The following is a 17191-nucleotide window of genomic DNA, read 5'->3' on the forward strand; positions in this document are numbered from 1 at the left end:
CCCCCCGACAAAGCCCGGCCCCCACCCCGGACCCTGGGCCTCGCGCCCTCGCCCTCACCCTCGCCCGCACGCGCACCCGCACCCGCACCCGCACCCGCACCCGCCGACGGCGATTCACCCCCACCAGGGCCACCCGCACCCGACGACGAAAGTTGTACGGGTGGTGCGGGTGGGAACAACAGCCCCGGCCGCAGGCCGGGTGCTGCCCCTCACCCCGCGGCAGACGCGAACGCCCCCCGGGCCATCCGATGCAACAGCCCGGCAGTGACCCCCCGTCCAGGCAACGCCCCCGGCCTCCCGAGGTGCGGCGTCGAGTTCAGCAGTCCGAACACCGAGTGCACAGCAGACCGTGCCGTCGGCTCACCGAGCGCCGGGTACACCTCCCGCACCACCTCCACCCACAGCTCGACGTACTGCCGCTGCAGCTGCCGCACCAGCTTGCGGTCACTGTCCCGCAGGCGGTCCAGCTCGCGGTCGTGCAACGTGATCAGGGGCCGGTCGTCGAGGGCGAAGTCGATGTGGCCCTCGATCAGGGAGTCGAGCGCAGCCTCCGCCCCCACGCCGTCCGCTTCCTGAACACGTCGTTTCGCGCCTGTCAGCAGCTGCCCGCTGATCCCCACCAGCAGCTCCGCGAGCATCGCGTCCTTGCCCGCGAAGTGCCGGTACAGACCGGGGCCGCTGATGCCGACCGCGGCGCCTATCTCGTCCACGCCGACGCCATGGAAGCCACGTTCGGCGAACAGCCGCGCGGCCTCTTTGAGGATCTGCTCGCGGCGGGTGGGGGCGTCTGTTCTGGTGGCCATGAAAGCAATTCTAGACAGGGAGGTTAGCGGTCGTTAACCTGATGGAAATGGTTAACGCTCATTAACAGTCGATCGCTGGGTGAGGGGACCGCAGGATGCAGGAGGCAGCAGAGCTGACGAGCGCGGCAGATCCCGCGTCGGAGGCCTGGCGGGCCAATGAGAAAGCCCACCTCGCACTCGTCGAGGAGCTGCGCGGCAAGCTGGCCGCCGCCCGGCTGGGTGGTGGTGAGACGGCGCGGGCGCGGCACACCGCGCGCGGGAAGCTGCTGCCCCGGGACAGGGTCGACAGCCTGCTCGATCCCGGTTCGCCCTTCCTTGAGCTGGCTCCCCTCGCGGCCGACGGGATGTACGACGGACAGGCCCCGGCCGCCGGTGTCATCGCCGGGATCGGCCGGGTCGGCGGGCGCGAGTGCGTCATCGTCGCCAATGACGCCACCGTCAAGGGCGGGACGTACTACCCGATGACGGTGAAGAAGCACCTGCGCGCGCAAGAGATCGCCCTGGACAACCGGCTTCCGTGCATCTATCTCGTCGACTCCGGCGGCGCCTTCCTGCCCATGCAGGACGAGGTCTTCCCCGACCGTGAGCACTTCGGGCGGATCTTCTACAACCAGGCCCGGATGTCCGGCGCCGGCATTCCGCAGATCGCCGCAGTCCTCGGGTCGTGCACGGCGGGAGGGGCGTACGTCCCCGCCATGAGCGACGAAGCGGTGATCGTGCGTAACCAGGGGACGATCTTCCTCGGCGGTCCCCCGCTCGTGAAGGCCGCCACCGGCGAGGTCGTCACCGCCGAGGAGCTCGGCGGCGGAGAGGTGCACGCGCGCGTGTCCGGCGTCACCGACCACCTCGCGGAGGACGACGCGCACGCCCTGCGGATCGTGCGGACCATCGCCGCCACGCTCCCCCGGCGCGGCCCCCTGCCCTGGGAGGTGACCGAGGCGGTCGAGCCGAAGGCCGACCCGCACGGGCTGTACGGCGCGGTGCCGGTCGACTCCCGTACCCCCTACGACGTACGCGAGATCATCGCGCGCGTGGTCGACGGCTCCCGCTTCGCCGAGTTCAAGTCCGAGTTCGGGCAGACCCTCGTCACCGGCTTCGCGCGCATCCAGGGCCACCCGGTCGGGATCGTCGCCAACAACGGCATCCTGTTCTCCGAGTCCGCCCAGAAGGGCGCCCACTTCATCGAGCTGTGCGACCAGCGCGGGATCCCGCTCGTCTTCCTGCAGAACATCTCCGGCTTCATGGTCGGCAAGGACTACGAGGCCGGCGGCATCGCCAAGCACGGCGCCAAGATGGTGACGGCGGTGGCGTGCACGCGCGTGCCGAAGCTGACGGTCGTGGTCGGCGGGTCGTACGGCGCCGGGAACTACTCCATGTGCGGCCGTGCCTACTCGCCCCGCTTCCTGTGGATGTGGCCGGGCGCCAAGATCTCGGTCATGGGCGGCGAACAGGCCGCGTCGGTCCTGGCCACGGTGAAGCGGGACCAGCTGGAGGCGCGCGGCGAACAGTGGCCCGCCGAGGAGGAGGACGGCTTCAAGGCGCCGATCCGCGAGCAGTACGAGCGCCAGGGCAACGCCTACTACGCCACCGCCCGGCTGTGGGACGACGGGGTCATCGACCCGCTGGACACCCGGCAGGTGCTGGGGCTGGCTTTGACCGCCTGCGCGAACGCCCCGCTGGGTGACCCCCAGTTCGGCGTCTTCCGGATGTGAGGGGCTTCCACACGATGTTCGACACAGTGCTTGTGGCCAACCGGGGCGAGATCGCCGTCCGCGTCATCCGTACGCTGCGCTCGCTCGGCGTGCGCTCGGTGGCCGTCTTCTCCGACGCCGACGCGGACGCGCGGCACGTCCGGGAGGCCGACACCGCCGTACGGATCGGTCCGGCACCGGCCGCCGAGAGTTATCTGTCCGCCGAGCGGCTGCTGGAGGCGGCCGCCCGCACCGGTGCCCAGGCCGTCCACCCCGGCTACGGCTTCCTCGCCGAGAACGCCGACTTCGCGCGCGCGTGCGCCGACGCCGGGCTCGTCTTCATCGGGCCGCCCGCCGACGCGATCGCGCTCATGGGCGACAAGATCCGCGCCAAGGAAACCGTGCAGGCGGCGGGGGTACCGGTCGTCCCCGGGTCGAGCGGCAGCGGGCTCGACGATGCCCAACTCTCCGACGCCGCCGGGAAGATCGGCATGCCGGTGCTGCTGAAGCCGAGCGCGGGCGGGGGCGGCAAGGGCATGCGGCTGGTGCGGGATCCGTCGGTGCTCGCCGACGAGATCGCCGCCGCCCGCCGCGAGGCCCGCGCCTCCTTCGGCGACGACACGCTGCTCGTGGAGCGGTGGGTCGACCGGCCCCGGCACATCGAGATCCAGGTCCTCGCGGACGGCCACGGGCACGTGGTCCATCTCGGCGAGCGCGAGTGCTCCCTCCAGCGCCGCCACCAGAAGATCATCGAGGAGGCGCCCAGCGTGCTCCTCGACGAAAAGACCCGCGCGGCGATGGGCGAGGCGGCGGTCCAGGCGGCGCGTTCGTGCGGGTACGCGGGCGCGGGGACGGTCGAGTTCATCGTCCCCGGGAACGACCCGTCGTCGTACTACTTCATGGAGATGAACACCCGCCTCCAGGTGGAGCACCCGGTCACCGAGCTGGTCACCGGCCTCGACCTGGTGGAGTGGCAGCTGCGGGTCGCGGCGGGCGAGCCGCTGGCCTTCGGGCAGAAGGACGTCGTGCTCACCGGGCACGCCGTCGAGGCCCGTATCTGCGCCGAAGACCCCCTGCGCGGGTTCCTGCCCTCCGGCGGGACGGTGCTCGGTCTCCGCGAGCCGCAGGGAGACGGCGTACGCACCGACTCCGGGCTCAGCGAGGGCACCGAGGTCGGCAGCCTGTACGACCCGATGCTGTCCAAGGTCATCGCGTACGGCCCGGACCGGGCCACCGCCCTGCGCAAGCTCCGCGCCGCCCTCGCGGAGACGGTCACGCTGGGCGTGCAGACCAACGCCGGGTTCCTGCGGCGGCTGCTCGCGCATCCGGCGGTCGTGGCGGGCGAGTTGGACACGGGGCTGGTCGAGCGGGAGGCGCAGGGGCTGGTGCCGACCGACGTGCCCCAGGAGGTCTACGCGGCGGCGGCGCTGCTGCGCCAGGCCGCCCTCGGCGCGGAGCGGGCCGGCTGGGTGGACCCGTTCTCCGTCACGGACGGATGGCGCCTGGGCGGTGAGCGGGCCTGGACGGCGCACCACCTTCGGGTGGCGGGGCACGACCCGTGCACCGTGCGGGTGCGCAACACGCCGGACGGCGGGACCGAGGTGCTCCCCGACGGCACGCAGACCCCCCTCGGGGCGCGCGCGGGCCTGGCCCCGGGCCCGCGTGGCGAATCCCGCTTCACCCTCCACCTCGACGGCGTCGCCCACACCTTCGCCGCCCTGCCGGGAGGCACTTGGCTGGGCCGCGACGGCGACGCCTGGCACGTGCGCGACCACGACCCGGTCGCCGCCTCGCTCACCCGGGCCGGGCACGCGGGCGCCGACTCGCTGACCGCGCCCATGCCCGGCACGGTCACCGTCGTGAAGGTCGCTGTCGGCGACGAGGTCACCGCCGGGCAGAGCCTGCTGGTCGTCGAGGCGATGAAGATGGAACACGTCATCTCCGCCCCGCACGCCGGCACGGTCGCCGAGCTGGACGTGGCGCCGGGCTCGACGGTCGCCATGGACCAGGTACTGGCGGTCATCGCACCCCCGGCGGAGGAGGAGACGTCATGAGTACTCCGGAACCGGGCCTGCCCATGGTCGTACGGGCCCCGAACCTGCCCGCGCGCGTCCGCATCCACGAGGTCGGCGCGCGCGACGGGCTGCAGAACGAGAAGGCAACGGTGCCGACCGAGGTCAAGGCGGAGTTCGTCCGCCGGCTCGCCGACGCCGGCCTGACGACCATCGAGGCCACCAGCTTCGTCCACCCCAAGTGGGTGCCCCAACTGGCCGACGCGGAGCAGTTGTTCCCGCTCGTCGGCGACCTGCCGGTCGCGCTCCCGGTCCTCGTGCCGAACGACCGCGGCCTGGACCGGGCCCTCGCGCTGGGCGCCCGCCGGGTCGCCGTCTTCGCCAGCGCCACCGAGTCGTTCGCCAAGGCCAACCTCAACCGCACGGTCGACGAGGCGCTGGCGATGTTCGAGCCGGTGGTGGCGAGGGCGAAGGCTCAGGACGTCCAGGTCCGCGGCTACTTGTCGATGTGCTTCGGCGACCCGTGGGAGGGCGCGGTCCCGGTCCCCCAGGTCGTCCGGGTCTGCCGGGCCCTGCTCGACATGGGCTGCGACGAGCTGAGCCTGGGCGACACGATCGGGGTGGCGACACCGGGCCATGTCCTCGCGCTGCTCACCGCGCTCACCGAACAGCAGGTCCCCACCGGCGCGTTGGGCGTGCACTTCCACGACACGTACGGCCAGGCGCTCGCCAACACCCTCGCGGCACTCCAGTACGGCGTCACCACGGTCGACGCCTCGGCGGGCGGCCTCGGCGGTTGCCCGTACGCGAAGTCCGCGACCGGAAACCTCGCCACCGAAGACCTCGTGTGGATGCTTCAGGGTCTCGGCATCGACACCGGAGTCGACCTCGGCCGCCTCGTCGCCACGAGCGCGTGGATGGCCGGACAACTGGGCCGACCCAGCCCTTCCCGCACCGTCCGAGCCCTGTCCCACAAGGAGCAGTGACCTGTCATGGACCACCGTCTCTCCCCAGAGCTGGAGGAACTCCGCCGTACGGTCGAGGAGTTCGCCCACGACGTCGTCGCCCCCAAGATCGGCGACTTCTACGAGCGGCACGAGTTCCCGTACGAGATCGTCCGCGAGATGGGCCGCATGGGCCTGTTCGGGCTGCCGTTTCCCGAGGAGTACGGCGGCATGGGCGGCGACTACCTCGCCCTCGGCATCGCGCTGGAGGAACTCGCGCGCGTCGACTCGTCGGTGGCGATCACGCTGGAGGCGGGCGTCTCCCTGGGCGCGATGCCGGTCCATCTGTTCGGCACGGAGGCCCAGAAGCGGGAATGGCTGCCCCGCCTGTGCACGGGCGAGATGCTCGGCGCGTTCGGCCTCACCGAACCGGACGGCGGCTCGGACGCGGGCGCGACGCGTACGACGGCCCGCCTCGACGAGGCGACGGACGAGTGGGTGATCAACGGCACCAAGTGCTTCATCACCAACTCCGGCACGGACATCACGGGCCTGGTGACGGTCACGGCGGTGACGGGCCGGGGGCCGGACGGCAGGCCGCTGATCTCGGCGATCATCGTCCCGTCGGGCACCCCGGGCTTCACGGTCGCGGCGCCGTACTCGAAGGTCGGCTGGAACGCCTCGGACACCCGCGAGCTGTCCTTCTCCGACGTGCGGGTCCCGGCGGCGAACCTGCTGGGCGAGGAGGGCCGGGGCTACGCCCAGTTCCTGCGCATCCTCGACGAGGGCCGTATCGCCATCGCGGCGCTGGCGACGGGCCTCGCCCAGGGCTGTGTGGACGAGTCGGTGAAGTACGCGCGGGAGCGCCACGCCTTCGGCCGGCCCATCGGCGCCAACCAGGCCATCCAGTTCAAGATCGCCGACATGGAGATGAGGGCCCACACCGCCCGCCTCGCCTGGCGCGACGCGGCGTCCCGCCTGGTGTCGGGCGACCCCTTCAAGAAGGAGGCGGCCCTGGCGAAGCTGTACTCCTCGACGATCGCGGTGGACAACGCCCGCGAGGCCACCCAGATCCACGGCGGCTACGGCTTCATGAACGAGTACCCGGTCGCCCGCATGTGGCGTGACTCCAAGATCCTGGAGATCGGCGAGGGCACGAGCGAGGTCCAGCGGATGCTGATCGCGAGGGAGTTGGGCCTGACGGGCTGAACCCCCTCGCCGACGACGGTACGCGGCCGCACGGAGAGCCAGGGGCGTCCTCACGGAACGGCGCCTCCGCGGCCGCGCCCCGCGCCTCCGCGGCCGCGCCCGGGGCGCGCCCGGAGCCCTCGGTCACCTCGATCGCGAACCCGCCGTTCCTCGTCAGAGGCCCAGCACCCCCGCCAACACCCCCGTCGGCGCCAGCACCACCACAACAACCCAGCCCCAGTACCGCCCTGTGGAAGCCCCCGTTCGCTCCCTCATCAGCAGGTTCACCGAAATCCACAACCCGAGGAAGACCGCCCACATCGGCACGAGCAGCAGCGCCCACGGCAACATGCCGTCGTTGTCCGTGGGTTCACGGCCGGTCAGTCCCAACGCCGCGAGGGGGTAGTTCCTCGCGAACTGCATGAGGAGCCACAGGGGGACGACGGCGACGACTCCCAGGACGAGGTTGGCGGTGACGGGGAGCACCCAGGAGAGGCGCGGCAGGTGGGGCCGACGGGGTGAAGTCGCAGGTTCTGTACGGGAGTTCATCGGCGTCATCGTTCAGGCTCCCTCCCGCGGACCTCACCGCTCGTGACTCGTGTCACAAGCCCCGCGGGCATCGCCCCCTGCGGGTCGGGAACAGGTACCGGGTGCCCTCTGGACAAAATAGAAGGTTAGGCTAACCTAAGCCTGATTCAGCCACCCGCAGGCGCGGCCCCCCAGTGGCCCCCGTACGCATGAAAGCAGACCCATCCCATGTCGAACGCCAGAACCGCCAACTTCTCCCGCCGCGGGCTCCTCGCCACCGGCGGCGCGCTCGGCCTCGGCGCCTTCCTGGCCGCGTGCGGCGACAGCGACTCGAAGGACAGCGGCTCGGACTCGACGGCGCCCGCGAAGGCCTCCGGCCCCTGGACCTTCAAGGACGACCGCGGCACGACCGTGAAGCTGGACAAGTCCCCCGCGAACATCGTCGCGTTCACCGGCGTCGCCGCCGCCCTCCACGACTACGGCATCTCGGTCAAGGGCGTGTTCGGCCCGACCAAGACGGCGGACGGCAAGGCCGACGTCCAGGCCGGCGACATGGACATCAGCAAGGTCACCGTCCTCGGCAACGCGTGGGACCAGTTCAACGTCGAGAAGTACGCGGCCCTCGCGCCCGACGTGCTGATCAGCACGATGTTCGACGACGCCGGGACCCTCTGGTACGTCCCCGAGACGTCGAAGGACAAGATCGCCCAGCTCGCCCCGAGCGTCGGCATCTCCGTCTACGACCGCCTGCTCACCCAGCCGCTCGAGCGCATGTGGGCGCTGGCCGAGTCCCTCGGCGGCGACATGACCGCCGCCAAGGTCACGGACGCCAAGAAGGCCTTCGAGGCGGCCGCCACCCGGCTGCGCGCGGCCGCCAAGGCCAAGCCCGACATCAAGGTGATGGCCGGTTCCGCCAGCGCGGAGCTGTTCTACGTCTCCGGCACCAACCTCTCCATCGACCTGGAGTACTTCAAGTCCCTCGGCGTGAACTTCGTCGAGCCCCCGGAGAGCGCCAAGAAGCAGGGCGGTGGCTGGTTCGAGTCGCTGAGCTGGGAGAACGTCGACAAGTACAAGGCCGACATCATCATGATGGACGACCGCTCCTCGACCATCCAGCCGGCCGACATCACCGAGGCCACCTGGAAGAAGCTGCCCGCCGTGAAGGCCGGCCAGGTCATCGCGCGCTCCCCCGAGCCGATCCTGTCCTACGACAAGTGCACCCCGCTGCTCACCACCCTCGCCGAGGCGCTGGAGAACGCGAAGAAGGTCAGCTGACCCCGCGCCTGTCCGCTCACACCTTCCTGACTCTCAGGAGCCACAAGTGACCACCGCCGTAGCCGCCCCGTTCCGTTTCTTCTCCCTCCAGGTCGTACGGACGAGGCGGCTCGGCCCGTCTCTGGTCCGGGTCACCTTCGACGGCCCCGACCTCAGGGACTTCCACTCGGACGGACGGGACCAGTCGCTGTCGCTGTTCCTGCCGCCGCCGGGCCGGACCGAGCCCCGTGTGCCGATCGAGCTCGGCGACGGCTGGTGGCAGGGCTGGCGTGAACTCCCGGACGACGTACGGGCGGTGATGCGCTCGTACACGCTCCGCGCCCTGCGGCGGGACGCCGAGGGGCGCACCGCCGAGGTCGACATCGACTTCGTCCTGCACGGCGTGGAGCCCGGCGCGGCCATCGCCGCGGGCCCCGCCTCCCGGTGGGCCTCGCGGGCCGCGGCCGGCGACAAGGTCGTACTGCTGGGCCCGGCGATCGCGGACAACCGGGCGATCCGCTTCCGCCCGCCGCAGGACACCGACCTGGTGGTGATCTGGGGCGACGAGACCGCCGCACCGGCCGCCTGCTCCATTTTGGAGTCACTGCCGGCCGGCACCCGCGCCCGGGTCTGGCTGGAGGTGCCGAACGCCGGCGACGTCCAGGACGTGGTGACGGAGGCGGACGCCGAGATCACCTGGCTGGTGCGGGACGAGAACCGCACCGAGAGCGCCCCCATGGCTCTCAGCGCCCTGCGTGATGCCCAACTCCCGCCCGCCGAGCACCCGTACGTCTGGATCGCCGGCGAGTCCGGGTGCGTGAAGGAGCTGCGCCGGCACTTCGTGCGCGAGCGCGAGTTCGACCGCCGCAGAGTCACCTTCGTCGGCTACTGGCGGCAGGGCCTGACCGAGGAACAGCTGCGCGAGCAGGAGTGACCCGACAGGTCCAACTCGCCTACGGCAGAACTGTGTTCAGAGTGACCGCAGTCACGGCAGGGATCGGGTTTCGTTCGCGTTAATTAGGTTAGGCTAACCTAAGTTGAAGCCGGCTCCGCTTCGCTCCCCCGCCCCACGGACTGTCCCCACCGGAGGACCCGCAATGCGCTCGCACCTGCTCAACGACACGACCGCGGAGCACTACCGCCGCTCCGTGACCGAGGGAATAGAGCGGGTGGCGGCCAAACTCGCCACCACCTCCCGTCCGTTCACCGGCGTCACCGTCGACGCCCTCTCCCCGCGCATCGAAGAGATCGACCTCGACAAGCCGCTGCACGACACCGCCGCGGTCCTCGACGAGCTGGAGGACGTCTACCTCCGGGACGCGGTCTACTTCCACCACCCCCGCTACCTCGCCCACCTCAACTGCCCGGTCGTCATCCCGGCCGTGCTCGGCGAGGCGATCCTCTCCGCCGTCAACTCCTCCCTGGACACCTGGGACCAGTCGGCCGGCGGCACCCTCATCGAACGCAAGCTCGTCGACTGGACCACCGCCCGCATCGGCCTCGGCGAGAACGCCGACGGCGTGTTCACCTCCGGCGGCACCCAGTCCAACCTGCAGGCGCTGCTCCTGGCCCGCGAGGAGGCGAAGCCGGGGCGGGTAGGGCGGGAAGCGGCGGATTCCTTCGCCAAACTGCGCATCTTCGCCTCCGAGGTCAGCCACTTCAGCGTGAAGAAGTCCGCGAAACTGCTCGGCCTCAGCCAGGACTCCGTCGTGTCGATCCCCGTCGGCGCCGACAAGCGCATGCAGACCGTCGCGCTCGCCCGTGAGCTGGAGCGCTGCAAACAGGACGGCCTCGTCCCCATGGCCGTCGTCGCCACCGCCGGCACCACCGACTTCGGCTCCATCGACCCGCTGCCCGAGATCGCCGAGCTGTGCGGCCAGTACGGCGTGTGGATGCACGTCGACGCCGCCTACGGCTGCGGGCTGCTCGCCTCGGTCAAGTACCGCGGCCGTATCGACGGCATCGAGCGCGCCGACTCGGTCACCGTCGACTACCACAAGTCCTTCTTCCAGCCGGTGAGTTCGTCCGCCGTTCTGGTCCGGGACGCCGCCACCCTGCGGCACGCGACCTACCACGCGGAGTACCTCAACCCGCGCCGCATGGTGCAGGAACGTATCCCCAACCAGGTGGACAAGTCCCTCCAGACCACCCGCCGCTTCGACGCCCTCAAGCTGTGGATGACGCTGCGCGTGATGGGCGCCGACGGCATCGGCCAGCTCTTCGACGAGGTGTGCGACCTGGCCGTGGAGGGCTGGAAGCTGCTGGCCGCCGACCCGCGCTTCGACGTCGTGGTCGAGCCGACCCTCTCCACCCTCGTCTTCCGCTGCATCCCGGCCGCCGTCACCGACCCGGCCGAGATCGACCGCGCCAACCTGTACGCCCGCAAGGCCCTGTTCGCCTCCGGCGACGCGGTGGTCGCGGGCACCAAGGTGGGCGGCCGCCACTACCTCAAGTTCACCCTGCTCAACCCCGAGACGACGGTCGACGACATGGCCGCCGTACTCGACCTGATCGCCGGCCACGCCGAGCAGTACCTGGGAGAGTCCCTTGAACGCGCTTCCTGAGCCCACTGGCTCCACGAACAGGACCTACGACTTCGTGGGGATCGGGCTCGGCCCGTTCAACCTCGGCCTGGCCTGCCTCACCGAGCCCATCGACGAACTCGACGGCCTCTTCCTGGACTCGAAGCCCGACTTCGAGTGGCACGCGGGCATGTTCCTGGACGGCGCCCACCTCCAGACGCCGTTCATGTCGGACCTGGTCACGCTCGCCGACCCGACCTCGCCGTACTCCTTCCTCAACTACCTGAAGGAGAAGGGCCGGCTGTACTCGTTCTACATCCGCGAGAACTTCTACCCGCTCAGGGTCGAGTACGACGACTACTGCCGCTGGGCCGCGAACAAGCTGAGCAACGTGCGCTTCGACACGACGGTCACGGAGGTCCGCTACGAGGACGACGTGTACGTCGTGCAGAGCGCCGCCGGCGAGATCTTCCGCGCCCGCCACCTGGTCCTCGGCACCGGCACCCCGCCGTACATCCCCGAGGCCTGCCGGTCCCTGGGCGGCGACTTCATCCACAACTCCCGCTATGTGCAGCACAAAGAAGAGTTGCAGAAGAAGGAGTCGATCACGCTGGTGGGCTCCGGCCAGTCCGCCGCCGAGATCTACTACGACCTGCTCAGCGAGATCGACGTCCACGGCTACCGGCTGAACTGGGTCACCCGCTCGCCGCGCTTCTTCCCGCTGGAGTACACGAAACTCACGCTGGAGATGACCTCCCCGGAGTACATCGACTACTTCCACGCGCTGCCGGAGAAGACCCGCCACCGCCTCACGGCCGAGCAGAAGGGCCTGTTCAAGGGCATCGACGGCGACCTGATCAACGAGATCTTCGACCTGCTCTACCAGAAGAACCTCGGCGGTCCGGTGCCCACCCGGCTGCTCACCAACTCCTCGCTGGACAGCGCCGCTTACGAGAACGGCACGTACACCCTCGGCCTGCGCCAGGAGGAGCAGGGCAAGGACTACGAGCTGGACACCCAGGGCCTGATCCTGGCCACCGGCTACAAGTACGCCGAGCCGGAGTTCCTGAGCCCCGTGCGGAACCGGCTGCGCTACGACTCCCACGGCAGCTTCGACGTCGCCAGAAACTACGCGATCGACGTGACGGGCAGAGGCGTCTTCCTGCAGAACGCCGGCGTCCACACGCACAGCATCACCAGCCCCGACCTGGGCATGGGCCCCTACCGCAACAGCTACATCATCCGTGAGCTGCTCGGCACCGAGTACTACCCGGTCGAGAAGACCATCGCGTTCCAGGAGTTCGCCGTATGACCTTCACCTTCCGCCCTCTCGACCCCCTGCAGGACGCCGAGTTGCTGCACCGGTGGGTCACCCACCCGAAGGCCGCGTTCTGGATGATGCAGGACGCGAAGCTGGAGGATGTCGAGCGCGCGTACATGGAGATCGCCGCCGACGAGCACCACCACGCCCTGCTCGGCCTCCGGGACGGCGTCCCCGCCTTCCTGATGGAGAAGTACGACCCCGCCCACCGCGAGCTGGTCGGCCTGTACGACCCGCAGCCGGGCGATGTCGGCATGCACTTCCTCACCCCCGCGACCGACACCCCCGTGCACGGCTTCACCCGGGCCGTCATCACGGCCGTGATGGCGCACCTCTTCGAGGACCCGGCGGTGGAACGCGTCGTCGTCGAGCCGGACGTGTCCAACAAGGCCGTCCAGGCCCTCAACGAAGCCGTCGGGTTCGTCGCCGACCGCGAGATACAGAAGCCGGAGAAGAAGGCGTTGCTGAGCTTCTGCACCCGGGAGGGCTTCCTCAACAGGCACAGCCTGGCGGCGACGGAGGTGTCCGCATGACCCTCGCCGACGCCGTGGCCCACCTCTCCCCCGAACGCTGGGAGAAGGCCAACCGCCTCCTCGTCCGCAAGGCCCTCGCCGAGTTCGCGCACGAGCGGCTCATCACACCGGAGGCCACCGCCGGCGGCCGCTTCGAGGTCCGCAGCGACGACGGTCTGACCCGGTACGGGTTCACCGCCGACCGCCGCGCCCTCGACCACTGGCAGGTCGACGCCGACTCGATCACCCGTCAACGAGACGGCGTCGACCTCCCCCTCGCCGCCCTGGACTTCTTCATCGAGCTGAAGCAGACCCTGGGCCTGAGCGACGAGATCCTGCCGGTCTACCTGGAGGAGATCTCCTCCACCCTCTCCGGCACCTGCTTCAAACTCACCAAGCCGCAGATCCCGGTCGCCGAGCTCGTCGAAAGCGGCTTCCAGGACATCGAGACCGGCATGACCGAGGGCCACCCCTGCTTCGTCGCCAACAACGGACGGCTCGGCTTCGGCATCCACGAGTACCTGTCGTACGCCCCCGAGACCGCGAGCCCGGTCCGCCTGGTGTGGCTGGCCGCGCACCGCTCGCGGGCGGCGTTCACCGCGGGGGTCGGGATCGAGTACGAGTCCTTCGTTCGCGAGGAGCTGGGCGAGGCCACGGTCGAGCGGTTCTCCCAGGTGCTCAAGGACCGGGGGCTGGACCCGGACGACTACCTCCTCATCCCCGTCCACCCCTGGCAGTGGTGGAACAAGCTCACCGTCACCTTCGCCGCCGAGGTCGCCCGTGGCCACCTCGTGTGCCTGGGCGAGGGCGACGACGAGTACCTGGCCCAGCAGTCCATCCGGACCTTCTTCAACAGCTCGCACCCCGAGAAGCACTACGTGAAGACGGCCCTGTCCGTCCTCAACATGGGCTTCATGCGCGGACTCTCGGCCGCCTACATGGAGGCGACCCCGGCGATCAACGACTGGCTCGCCCAGCTCATCGAGGGCGACCCGGTGCTGAAGTCGACGGGCCTCACGATCATCCGCGAGCGGGCGGCGGTCGGCTACCGGCACCTGGAGTACGAGCAGGCGACGGACCGCTACTCGCCGTACCGCAAAATGCTCGCCGCGCTCTGGCGCGAGAGCCCGGTGGCCTCCCTCCAGGACGGCGAGTCCCTCGCGACCATGGCCTCCCTCGTCCACGTGGACCACGAGGGGGCATCCTTCGCGGGCGCCCTGATCGAGCAGTCCGGGCTGCCGCCGACGGAGTGGCTGCGCCGCTACCTGCGGGCGTACTTCACCCCGCTGCTGCACAGCTTCTACGCCTACGACCTGGTGTTCATGCCGCACGGTGAGAACGTCATCCTGGTCCTGAAGGACGGCGTGGTCCAGCGCGCGATCTACAAGGACATCGCCGAGGAGATCGCCGTCATGGACCCGGAGGCGGTGCTGCCGCCGACGGTCGAGCGACTGCGCGTCGAGGTCCCGGAGGACAAGAAGCTCCTGTCGATCTTCACGGACGTCTTCGACTGCTTCTTCCGCTTCCTCGCCGCGAACCTCGCCACCGAGGGGATCGTCGAGGAGGACGACTTCTGGCGCACGGTCGCCGAGGTCACCCGCGACTACCAGCGCTCGGTGCCCGAACTCGCCGACAAGTTCAAGCAGTACGACATGTTCGCCCCCGAGTTCGCGCTGTCCTGCCTCAACCGCCTCCAGCTGCGCAACAACATGCAGATGGTGGACCTCGCGGACCCGGCCGGCGCACTGCAGCTGATCGGCAACCTGGAGAACCCGATCGCGGGGCTGTAGCCACCGCACCGCCCCCACAGACGGACGGGCACCCCGGAGTACGGTCCCCCGGGGTGCCCGTCATCGTGTCCGCCCGAACTACCCGACGGGCCAGGGAACCTGCGGCGACCGGTAGTACCCGATCCCCAGCGCGTCCCACCGCGGCCCCTGCGCGGCGAGCCGCACCTTGTAGCCGTCCCAGTCGTGCGTGGCCGCAGGCGACCAGCCGAGCTCGGCGGCGCCCGCGAGACGCGGGAAGGCCATGTACTCGATGTGCGCGCCGGTCACGATCGTCTCCGTCCACAGCGGCGCCTCGACGCCCTTGACGGCCTCGGGCGGCGCCCCCGGCAGATAGCTGCCCGGATCCCAGTCGTAGGAACGCTTCACGTCGACGTAGCCCGCCCAGGACAGCCCCAGCGGAGTGTTCGCGTCGTACTTCATGTCGAGGTAGATCCGGTCGGCCGGGGACAGGATCAGCCCGGTCCCGTTCTGCGCGGCCTTGGCGACCTGCGCCTTCTCCGCCGCGCTCGTGGAGTCCAGACCCCAGTACTGGGCGAGCGCCCCCTTCGCCGGGGTCGCGCCGGTCAGCTGGTGCCAGCCGACCACCGTCTTGCCGTACTCGGCGACGATCGGCTGCACCCGGTCCATGAACGTGGCGTAGTCCTCGTGGCTGGTGGAGTGCGCCTCGTCGCCGCCGATGTGGAGGTAGCGGCCCGGGGTGAGGGCGGCGAGCTCCCGGACGACGTCGTCCACGAAGTCGTACGTGATCTCCTTCGACACGCACAGCGAGCTGAAGCCGACCTCGGTGCCGGTGTAGAGCGGGGGTGCGACGCCGTCGCAGTTGAGCGCTGCGTAGGAGGCGAGGGCGGCGTTGGTGTGGCCGGGCATGTCGATCTCCGGCACGACCTCCAGATAGCGGGAGGCCGCGTAGCCGAGGATCTCCTGGTAGTCGGCCTTGGTGTAGTAGCCGCCGGGGCCGCCACCCACCTGGGTCGAGCCGCCGTGCGTGGCGAGCCTCGGCCAGGAGTCGACGGCGATGCGCCAGCCCTGGTCGTCGCTGAGGTGCAGGTGCAGCTTGTTGACCTTGTACAGGGCGAGTTGGTCGATGTAGCGCTTGACCTGGTCGACGGTGAAGAAGTGCCGGGAGACGTCGAGCATCGCGCCGCGCCAGCCGTAGCGCGGGGTGTCCGTGATCGTGCCGCCCGCGACCAGCCACGGACCGGGCTGTACGGAGTCCTTCTCGACGGCCGCCGGGAGGAGCTGGCGCAGGGTCTGGACGCCGTGGAAGAGCCCGGCGGGCTTGGCCGCCGTGATGGTGACGCCCTTGCCGCCACTGTCGAGACGGTAGCCCTCTGCGCCGAACGGACCCTTGCCCAGGCGCAGTCGGATGCCACCCTTGCCGTGCGTGGTGACCGGCAGACGGTAGCCGGTCGAGGGGCGCAGGACGGCCGCGAGGTAGGCGCCGATGCGGCGGACCTCGCCGGAGTCGTCCACGCGTATGTGTGTGTCGCGGGTGAGGCGGTACGGCGATCCGCCGGGGGTGACCGACGCGGGCGCCGGGACGATCCGGTCGAGCGGAAGCGCGTTCTGTGCGGTGGGAGTCGGGGTCGCGCCGACGGCGGAGACACTCGCCGCCGCGACGAGCAGCAGCGAGCCGAGAAGGCGGGTCGTTCTGTGGTGCTGTCTCACCTACGGTCCCTTCCTGAAGCCCGGACAGGTATGGACCAACTCTCCCTCAGAACCAGTGAAACAATCCCCTCATGGCGGAAATCCTCCAGAAGGACGGCACTTGGGTCTTCGACGGCGACGCCCTGCGACTGACCCCGGGAAGAGACAAGAACGTCGGCCTGCTCCGCAAGACACTGGGTGAACTCGTCGTTCCGCTGGGCGCGTTGGCGGGCGTCTCCTTCGAGCACGGGAAGAAGACCGGACGGCTCAGGCTGCGCCTGCGCGACGGCTCCGACCCGCTGCTGCACGCGACCGGCGGCCGGCTCGCCGAGCCGCACGACCCGTACCAGCTGGTCGTCGAGTCCGACCGCTACGGCGTCGCCGAGTACTTGGTGGAGGAGGTCCGCAACACCCTGCTCCTGGACGAGGTTCCGGCCGACCCGGTCGACGCCTACCTTCTGCCGGGCCCGGCCGTGCCGCTCTCCGTGTCCGCCGGGGACGGCACCGCGAGCTTCGACGGCGAGCAGATCCGCCTGGAGTGGAACTGGAAGACCGAGGACGCCAAGGCCGCCGCCGGCCCCCGTACCCTCGCGGTCACCGACCTCACCGCCGTGGAGTGGCATCCGGCGGCGGGCCTGGAGAACGGCTACCTCCGCTTCACCGTGAAGAACGCCCCGACCAAGGCCCCGCCCAAGTACGACCCCAACTCCGTGGAGCTGTGGGGCTTCAAGAAGGACCCGCTGATGGCCCTGGTCGCGGCGGCCGTCCAGGCCCGGCTCCCGCATCCGGCGGCGGCCCCCAAGGACGTACGACCGCAGGAACCCCGGTCACTCCTCGCACCCGCGCCCGCCCCCGCCGAGGACGGCCATGACGCCCTTCTGCGACGGCTGCGCGAGCTCGGCGAGCTGCACCGCACGGGGGTACTGACGGACGATGAGTTCGCCATGGCCAAGCAGGCGATCCTCAAGCGGATGTAGTC

The 17191-nt window shown here is 70.2% G+C and carries 14 protein-coding genes; 11 read left to right on the top strand and 3 right to left on the bottom strand.

Features of this window, described 5'->3' with window-relative positions; genetic code table 11:
* Positions 1-209: 209 nt before the first annotated feature.
* Positions 210-803 (bottom strand): TetR/AcrR family transcriptional regulator, encoded by a 594-nt coding sequence (locus ADK57_RS45440; protein WP_053755663.1) that lies wholly within the window; start codon positions 801-803, stop codon positions 210-212.
* A gap of 95 nt (positions 804-898) precedes the next feature.
* On the opposite strand from ADK57_RS45440, the gene ADK57_RS45445 reads away from it, so the two are divergent.
* From ADK57_RS45445 to ADK57_RS45460, 4 genes are read left to right on the top strand one after another with little or no spacing between them, the layout of a single operon-like run.
* Positions 899-2515, top strand: coding sequence for a carboxyl transferase domain-containing protein (locus ADK57_RS45445; RefSeq protein WP_053755664.1), 1617 nt, complete (start codon positions 899-901; stop codon positions 2513-2515).
* A gap of 14 nt (positions 2516-2529) precedes the next feature.
* The gene (locus ADK57_RS45450; protein WP_053755665.1) at positions 2530-4548 is read left to right on the top strand and encodes an acetyl-CoA carboxylase biotin carboxylase subunit; all 2019 of its coding nucleotides are present in this window, start codon (positions 2530-2532) and stop codon (positions 4546-4548) included.
* Positions 4545-5492 (top strand): hydroxymethylglutaryl-CoA lyase, encoded by a 948-nt coding sequence (locus ADK57_RS45455; RefSeq protein WP_053755666.1) that lies wholly within the window; start codon positions 4545-4547, stop codon positions 5490-5492. Before ADK57_RS45450 ends, ADK57_RS45455 begins: the two co-directional genes overlap by 4 nt.
* Before the next feature lie 6 nt (positions 5493-5498).
* Complete coding sequence (locus ADK57_RS45460) at positions 5499-6659, top strand: acyl-CoA dehydrogenase family protein (RefSeq protein WP_053755667.1); 1161 nt, start codon at positions 5499-5501, stop codon at positions 6657-6659.
* Positions 6660-6812: 153 nt separating this feature from the next.
* Here ADK57_RS45460 and ADK57_RS45465 read toward each other — a convergent pair whose 3' ends face one another.
* A complete protein-coding gene (locus ADK57_RS45465) occupies positions 6813-7187 on the bottom strand; it encodes a hypothetical protein (protein ID WP_199830819.1) in 375 nt (124 codons plus the stop codon).
* Between the two features lie 207 nt (positions 7188-7394).
* On the opposite strand from ADK57_RS45465, the gene ADK57_RS45470 reads away from it, so the two are divergent.
* The 6 genes from ADK57_RS45470 to ADK57_RS45495 all read left to right on the top strand — a co-directional run bounded on the left by ADK57_RS45470 (position 7395) and on the right by ADK57_RS45495 (position 14565).
* Complete coding sequence (locus ADK57_RS45470; protein WP_053755668.1) at positions 7395-8441, top strand: ABC transporter substrate-binding protein; 1047 nt, start codon at positions 7395-7397, stop codon at positions 8439-8441.
* A 46-nt stretch (positions 8442-8487) separates the two neighbouring features.
* Positions 8488-9354: a siderophore-interacting protein gene (locus ADK57_RS45475; RefSeq protein WP_053755669.1), complete on the top strand. Its 867-nt coding sequence runs from the start codon at positions 8488-8490 to the stop codon at positions 9352-9354.
* Positions 9355-9517: 163 nt separating this feature from the next.
* Positions 9518-10984, top strand: coding sequence for a lysine decarboxylase DesA (gene desA, locus ADK57_RS45480; RefSeq protein ID WP_053755670.1), 1467 nt, complete (start codon positions 9518-9520; stop codon positions 10982-10984).
* Positions 10968-12254 (top strand): lysine N(6)-hydroxylase/L-ornithine N(5)-oxygenase family protein, encoded by a 1287-nt coding sequence (locus ADK57_RS45485; protein ID WP_053755671.1) that lies wholly within the window; start codon positions 10968-10970, stop codon positions 12252-12254. Before desA ends, ADK57_RS45485 begins: the two co-directional genes overlap by 17 nt.
* Positions 12251-12796, top strand: a complete 546-nt coding sequence (locus ADK57_RS45490) for a GNAT family N-acetyltransferase (protein WP_053755672.1) — start codon at positions 12251-12253, stop codon at positions 12794-12796. Before ADK57_RS45485 ends, ADK57_RS45490 begins: the two co-directional genes overlap by 4 nt.
* The gene (locus ADK57_RS45495; protein ID WP_053755673.1) at positions 12793-14565 is read left to right on the top strand and encodes an IucA/IucC family protein; all 1773 of its coding nucleotides are present in this window, start codon (positions 12793-12795) and stop codon (positions 14563-14565) included. The genes ADK57_RS45490 and ADK57_RS45495 overlap by 4 nt, the downstream gene beginning before the upstream one ends.
* A 78-nt stretch (positions 14566-14643) precedes the next feature.
* Here the strand turns inward: ADK57_RS45495 and ADK57_RS45500 are convergent, their stop codons facing one another.
* Positions 14644-16233 carry a beta-N-acetylhexosaminidase gene (locus tag ADK57_RS45500; protein WP_053755674.1) on the bottom strand — a complete coding sequence of 530 codons (1590 nt, stop codon included), beginning with the start codon at positions 16231-16233 and terminating at the stop codon, positions 14644-14646.
* Between the two features lie 71 nt (positions 16234-16304).
* Here ADK57_RS45500 and ADK57_RS45505 point away from each other — a divergent pair, with 71 nt between their 5' ends.
* Entirely contained in the window at positions 16305-17189 is an 885-nt protein-coding gene (locus ADK57_RS45505; RefSeq protein WP_053755675.1) for a DUF4429 domain-containing protein, read from the top strand.
* Positions 17190-17191 lie beyond the last annotated feature (2 nt).

This window comes from Streptomyces sp. MMG1533 (assembly GCF_001279775.1).
Taxonomy (GTDB): domain Bacteria; phylum Actinomycetota; class Actinomycetes; order Streptomycetales; family Streptomycetaceae; genus Streptomyces.

Coding starts and splice junctions, on each gene's coding strand:
- ADK57_RS45440 (WP_053755663.1), bottom strand. CDS start 803: ATGGCCACCAGAACAGACGCCCCCACCCGCCGCGAGCAGATCCTCAAA.
- ADK57_RS45445 (WP_053755664.1), top strand. CDS start 899: ATGCAGGAGGCAGCAGAGCTGACGAGCGCGGCAGATCCCGCGTCGGAG.
- ADK57_RS45450 (WP_053755665.1), top strand. CDS start 2,530: ATGTTCGACACAGTGCTTGTGGCCAACCGGGGCGAGATCGCCGTCCGC.
- ADK57_RS45455 (WP_053755666.1), top strand. CDS start 4,545: ATGAGTACTCCGGAACCGGGCCTGCCCATGGTCGTACGGGCCCCGAAC.
- ADK57_RS45460 (WP_053755667.1), top strand. CDS start 5,499: ATGGACCACCGTCTCTCCCCAGAGCTGGAGGAACTCCGCCGTACGGTC.
- ADK57_RS45465 (WP_199830819.1), bottom strand. CDS start 7,187: ATGAACTCCCGTACAGAACCTGCGACTTCACCCCGTCGGCCCCACCTG.
- ADK57_RS45470 (WP_053755668.1), top strand. CDS start 7,395: ATGTCGAACGCCAGAACCGCCAACTTCTCCCGCCGCGGGCTCCTCGCC.
- desA (WP_053755670.1), top strand. CDS start 9,518: ATGCGCTCGCACCTGCTCAACGACACGACCGCGGAGCACTACCGCCGC.
- ADK57_RS45490 (WP_053755672.1), top strand. CDS start 12,251: ATGACCTTCACCTTCCGCCCTCTCGACCCCCTGCAGGACGCCGAGTTG.
- ADK57_RS45495 (WP_053755673.1), top strand. CDS start 12,793: ATGACCCTCGCCGACGCCGTGGCCCACCTCTCCCCCGAACGCTGGGAG.
- ADK57_RS45505 (WP_053755675.1), top strand. CDS start 16,305: ATGGCGGAAATCCTCCAGAAGGACGGCACTTGGGTCTTCGACGGCGAC.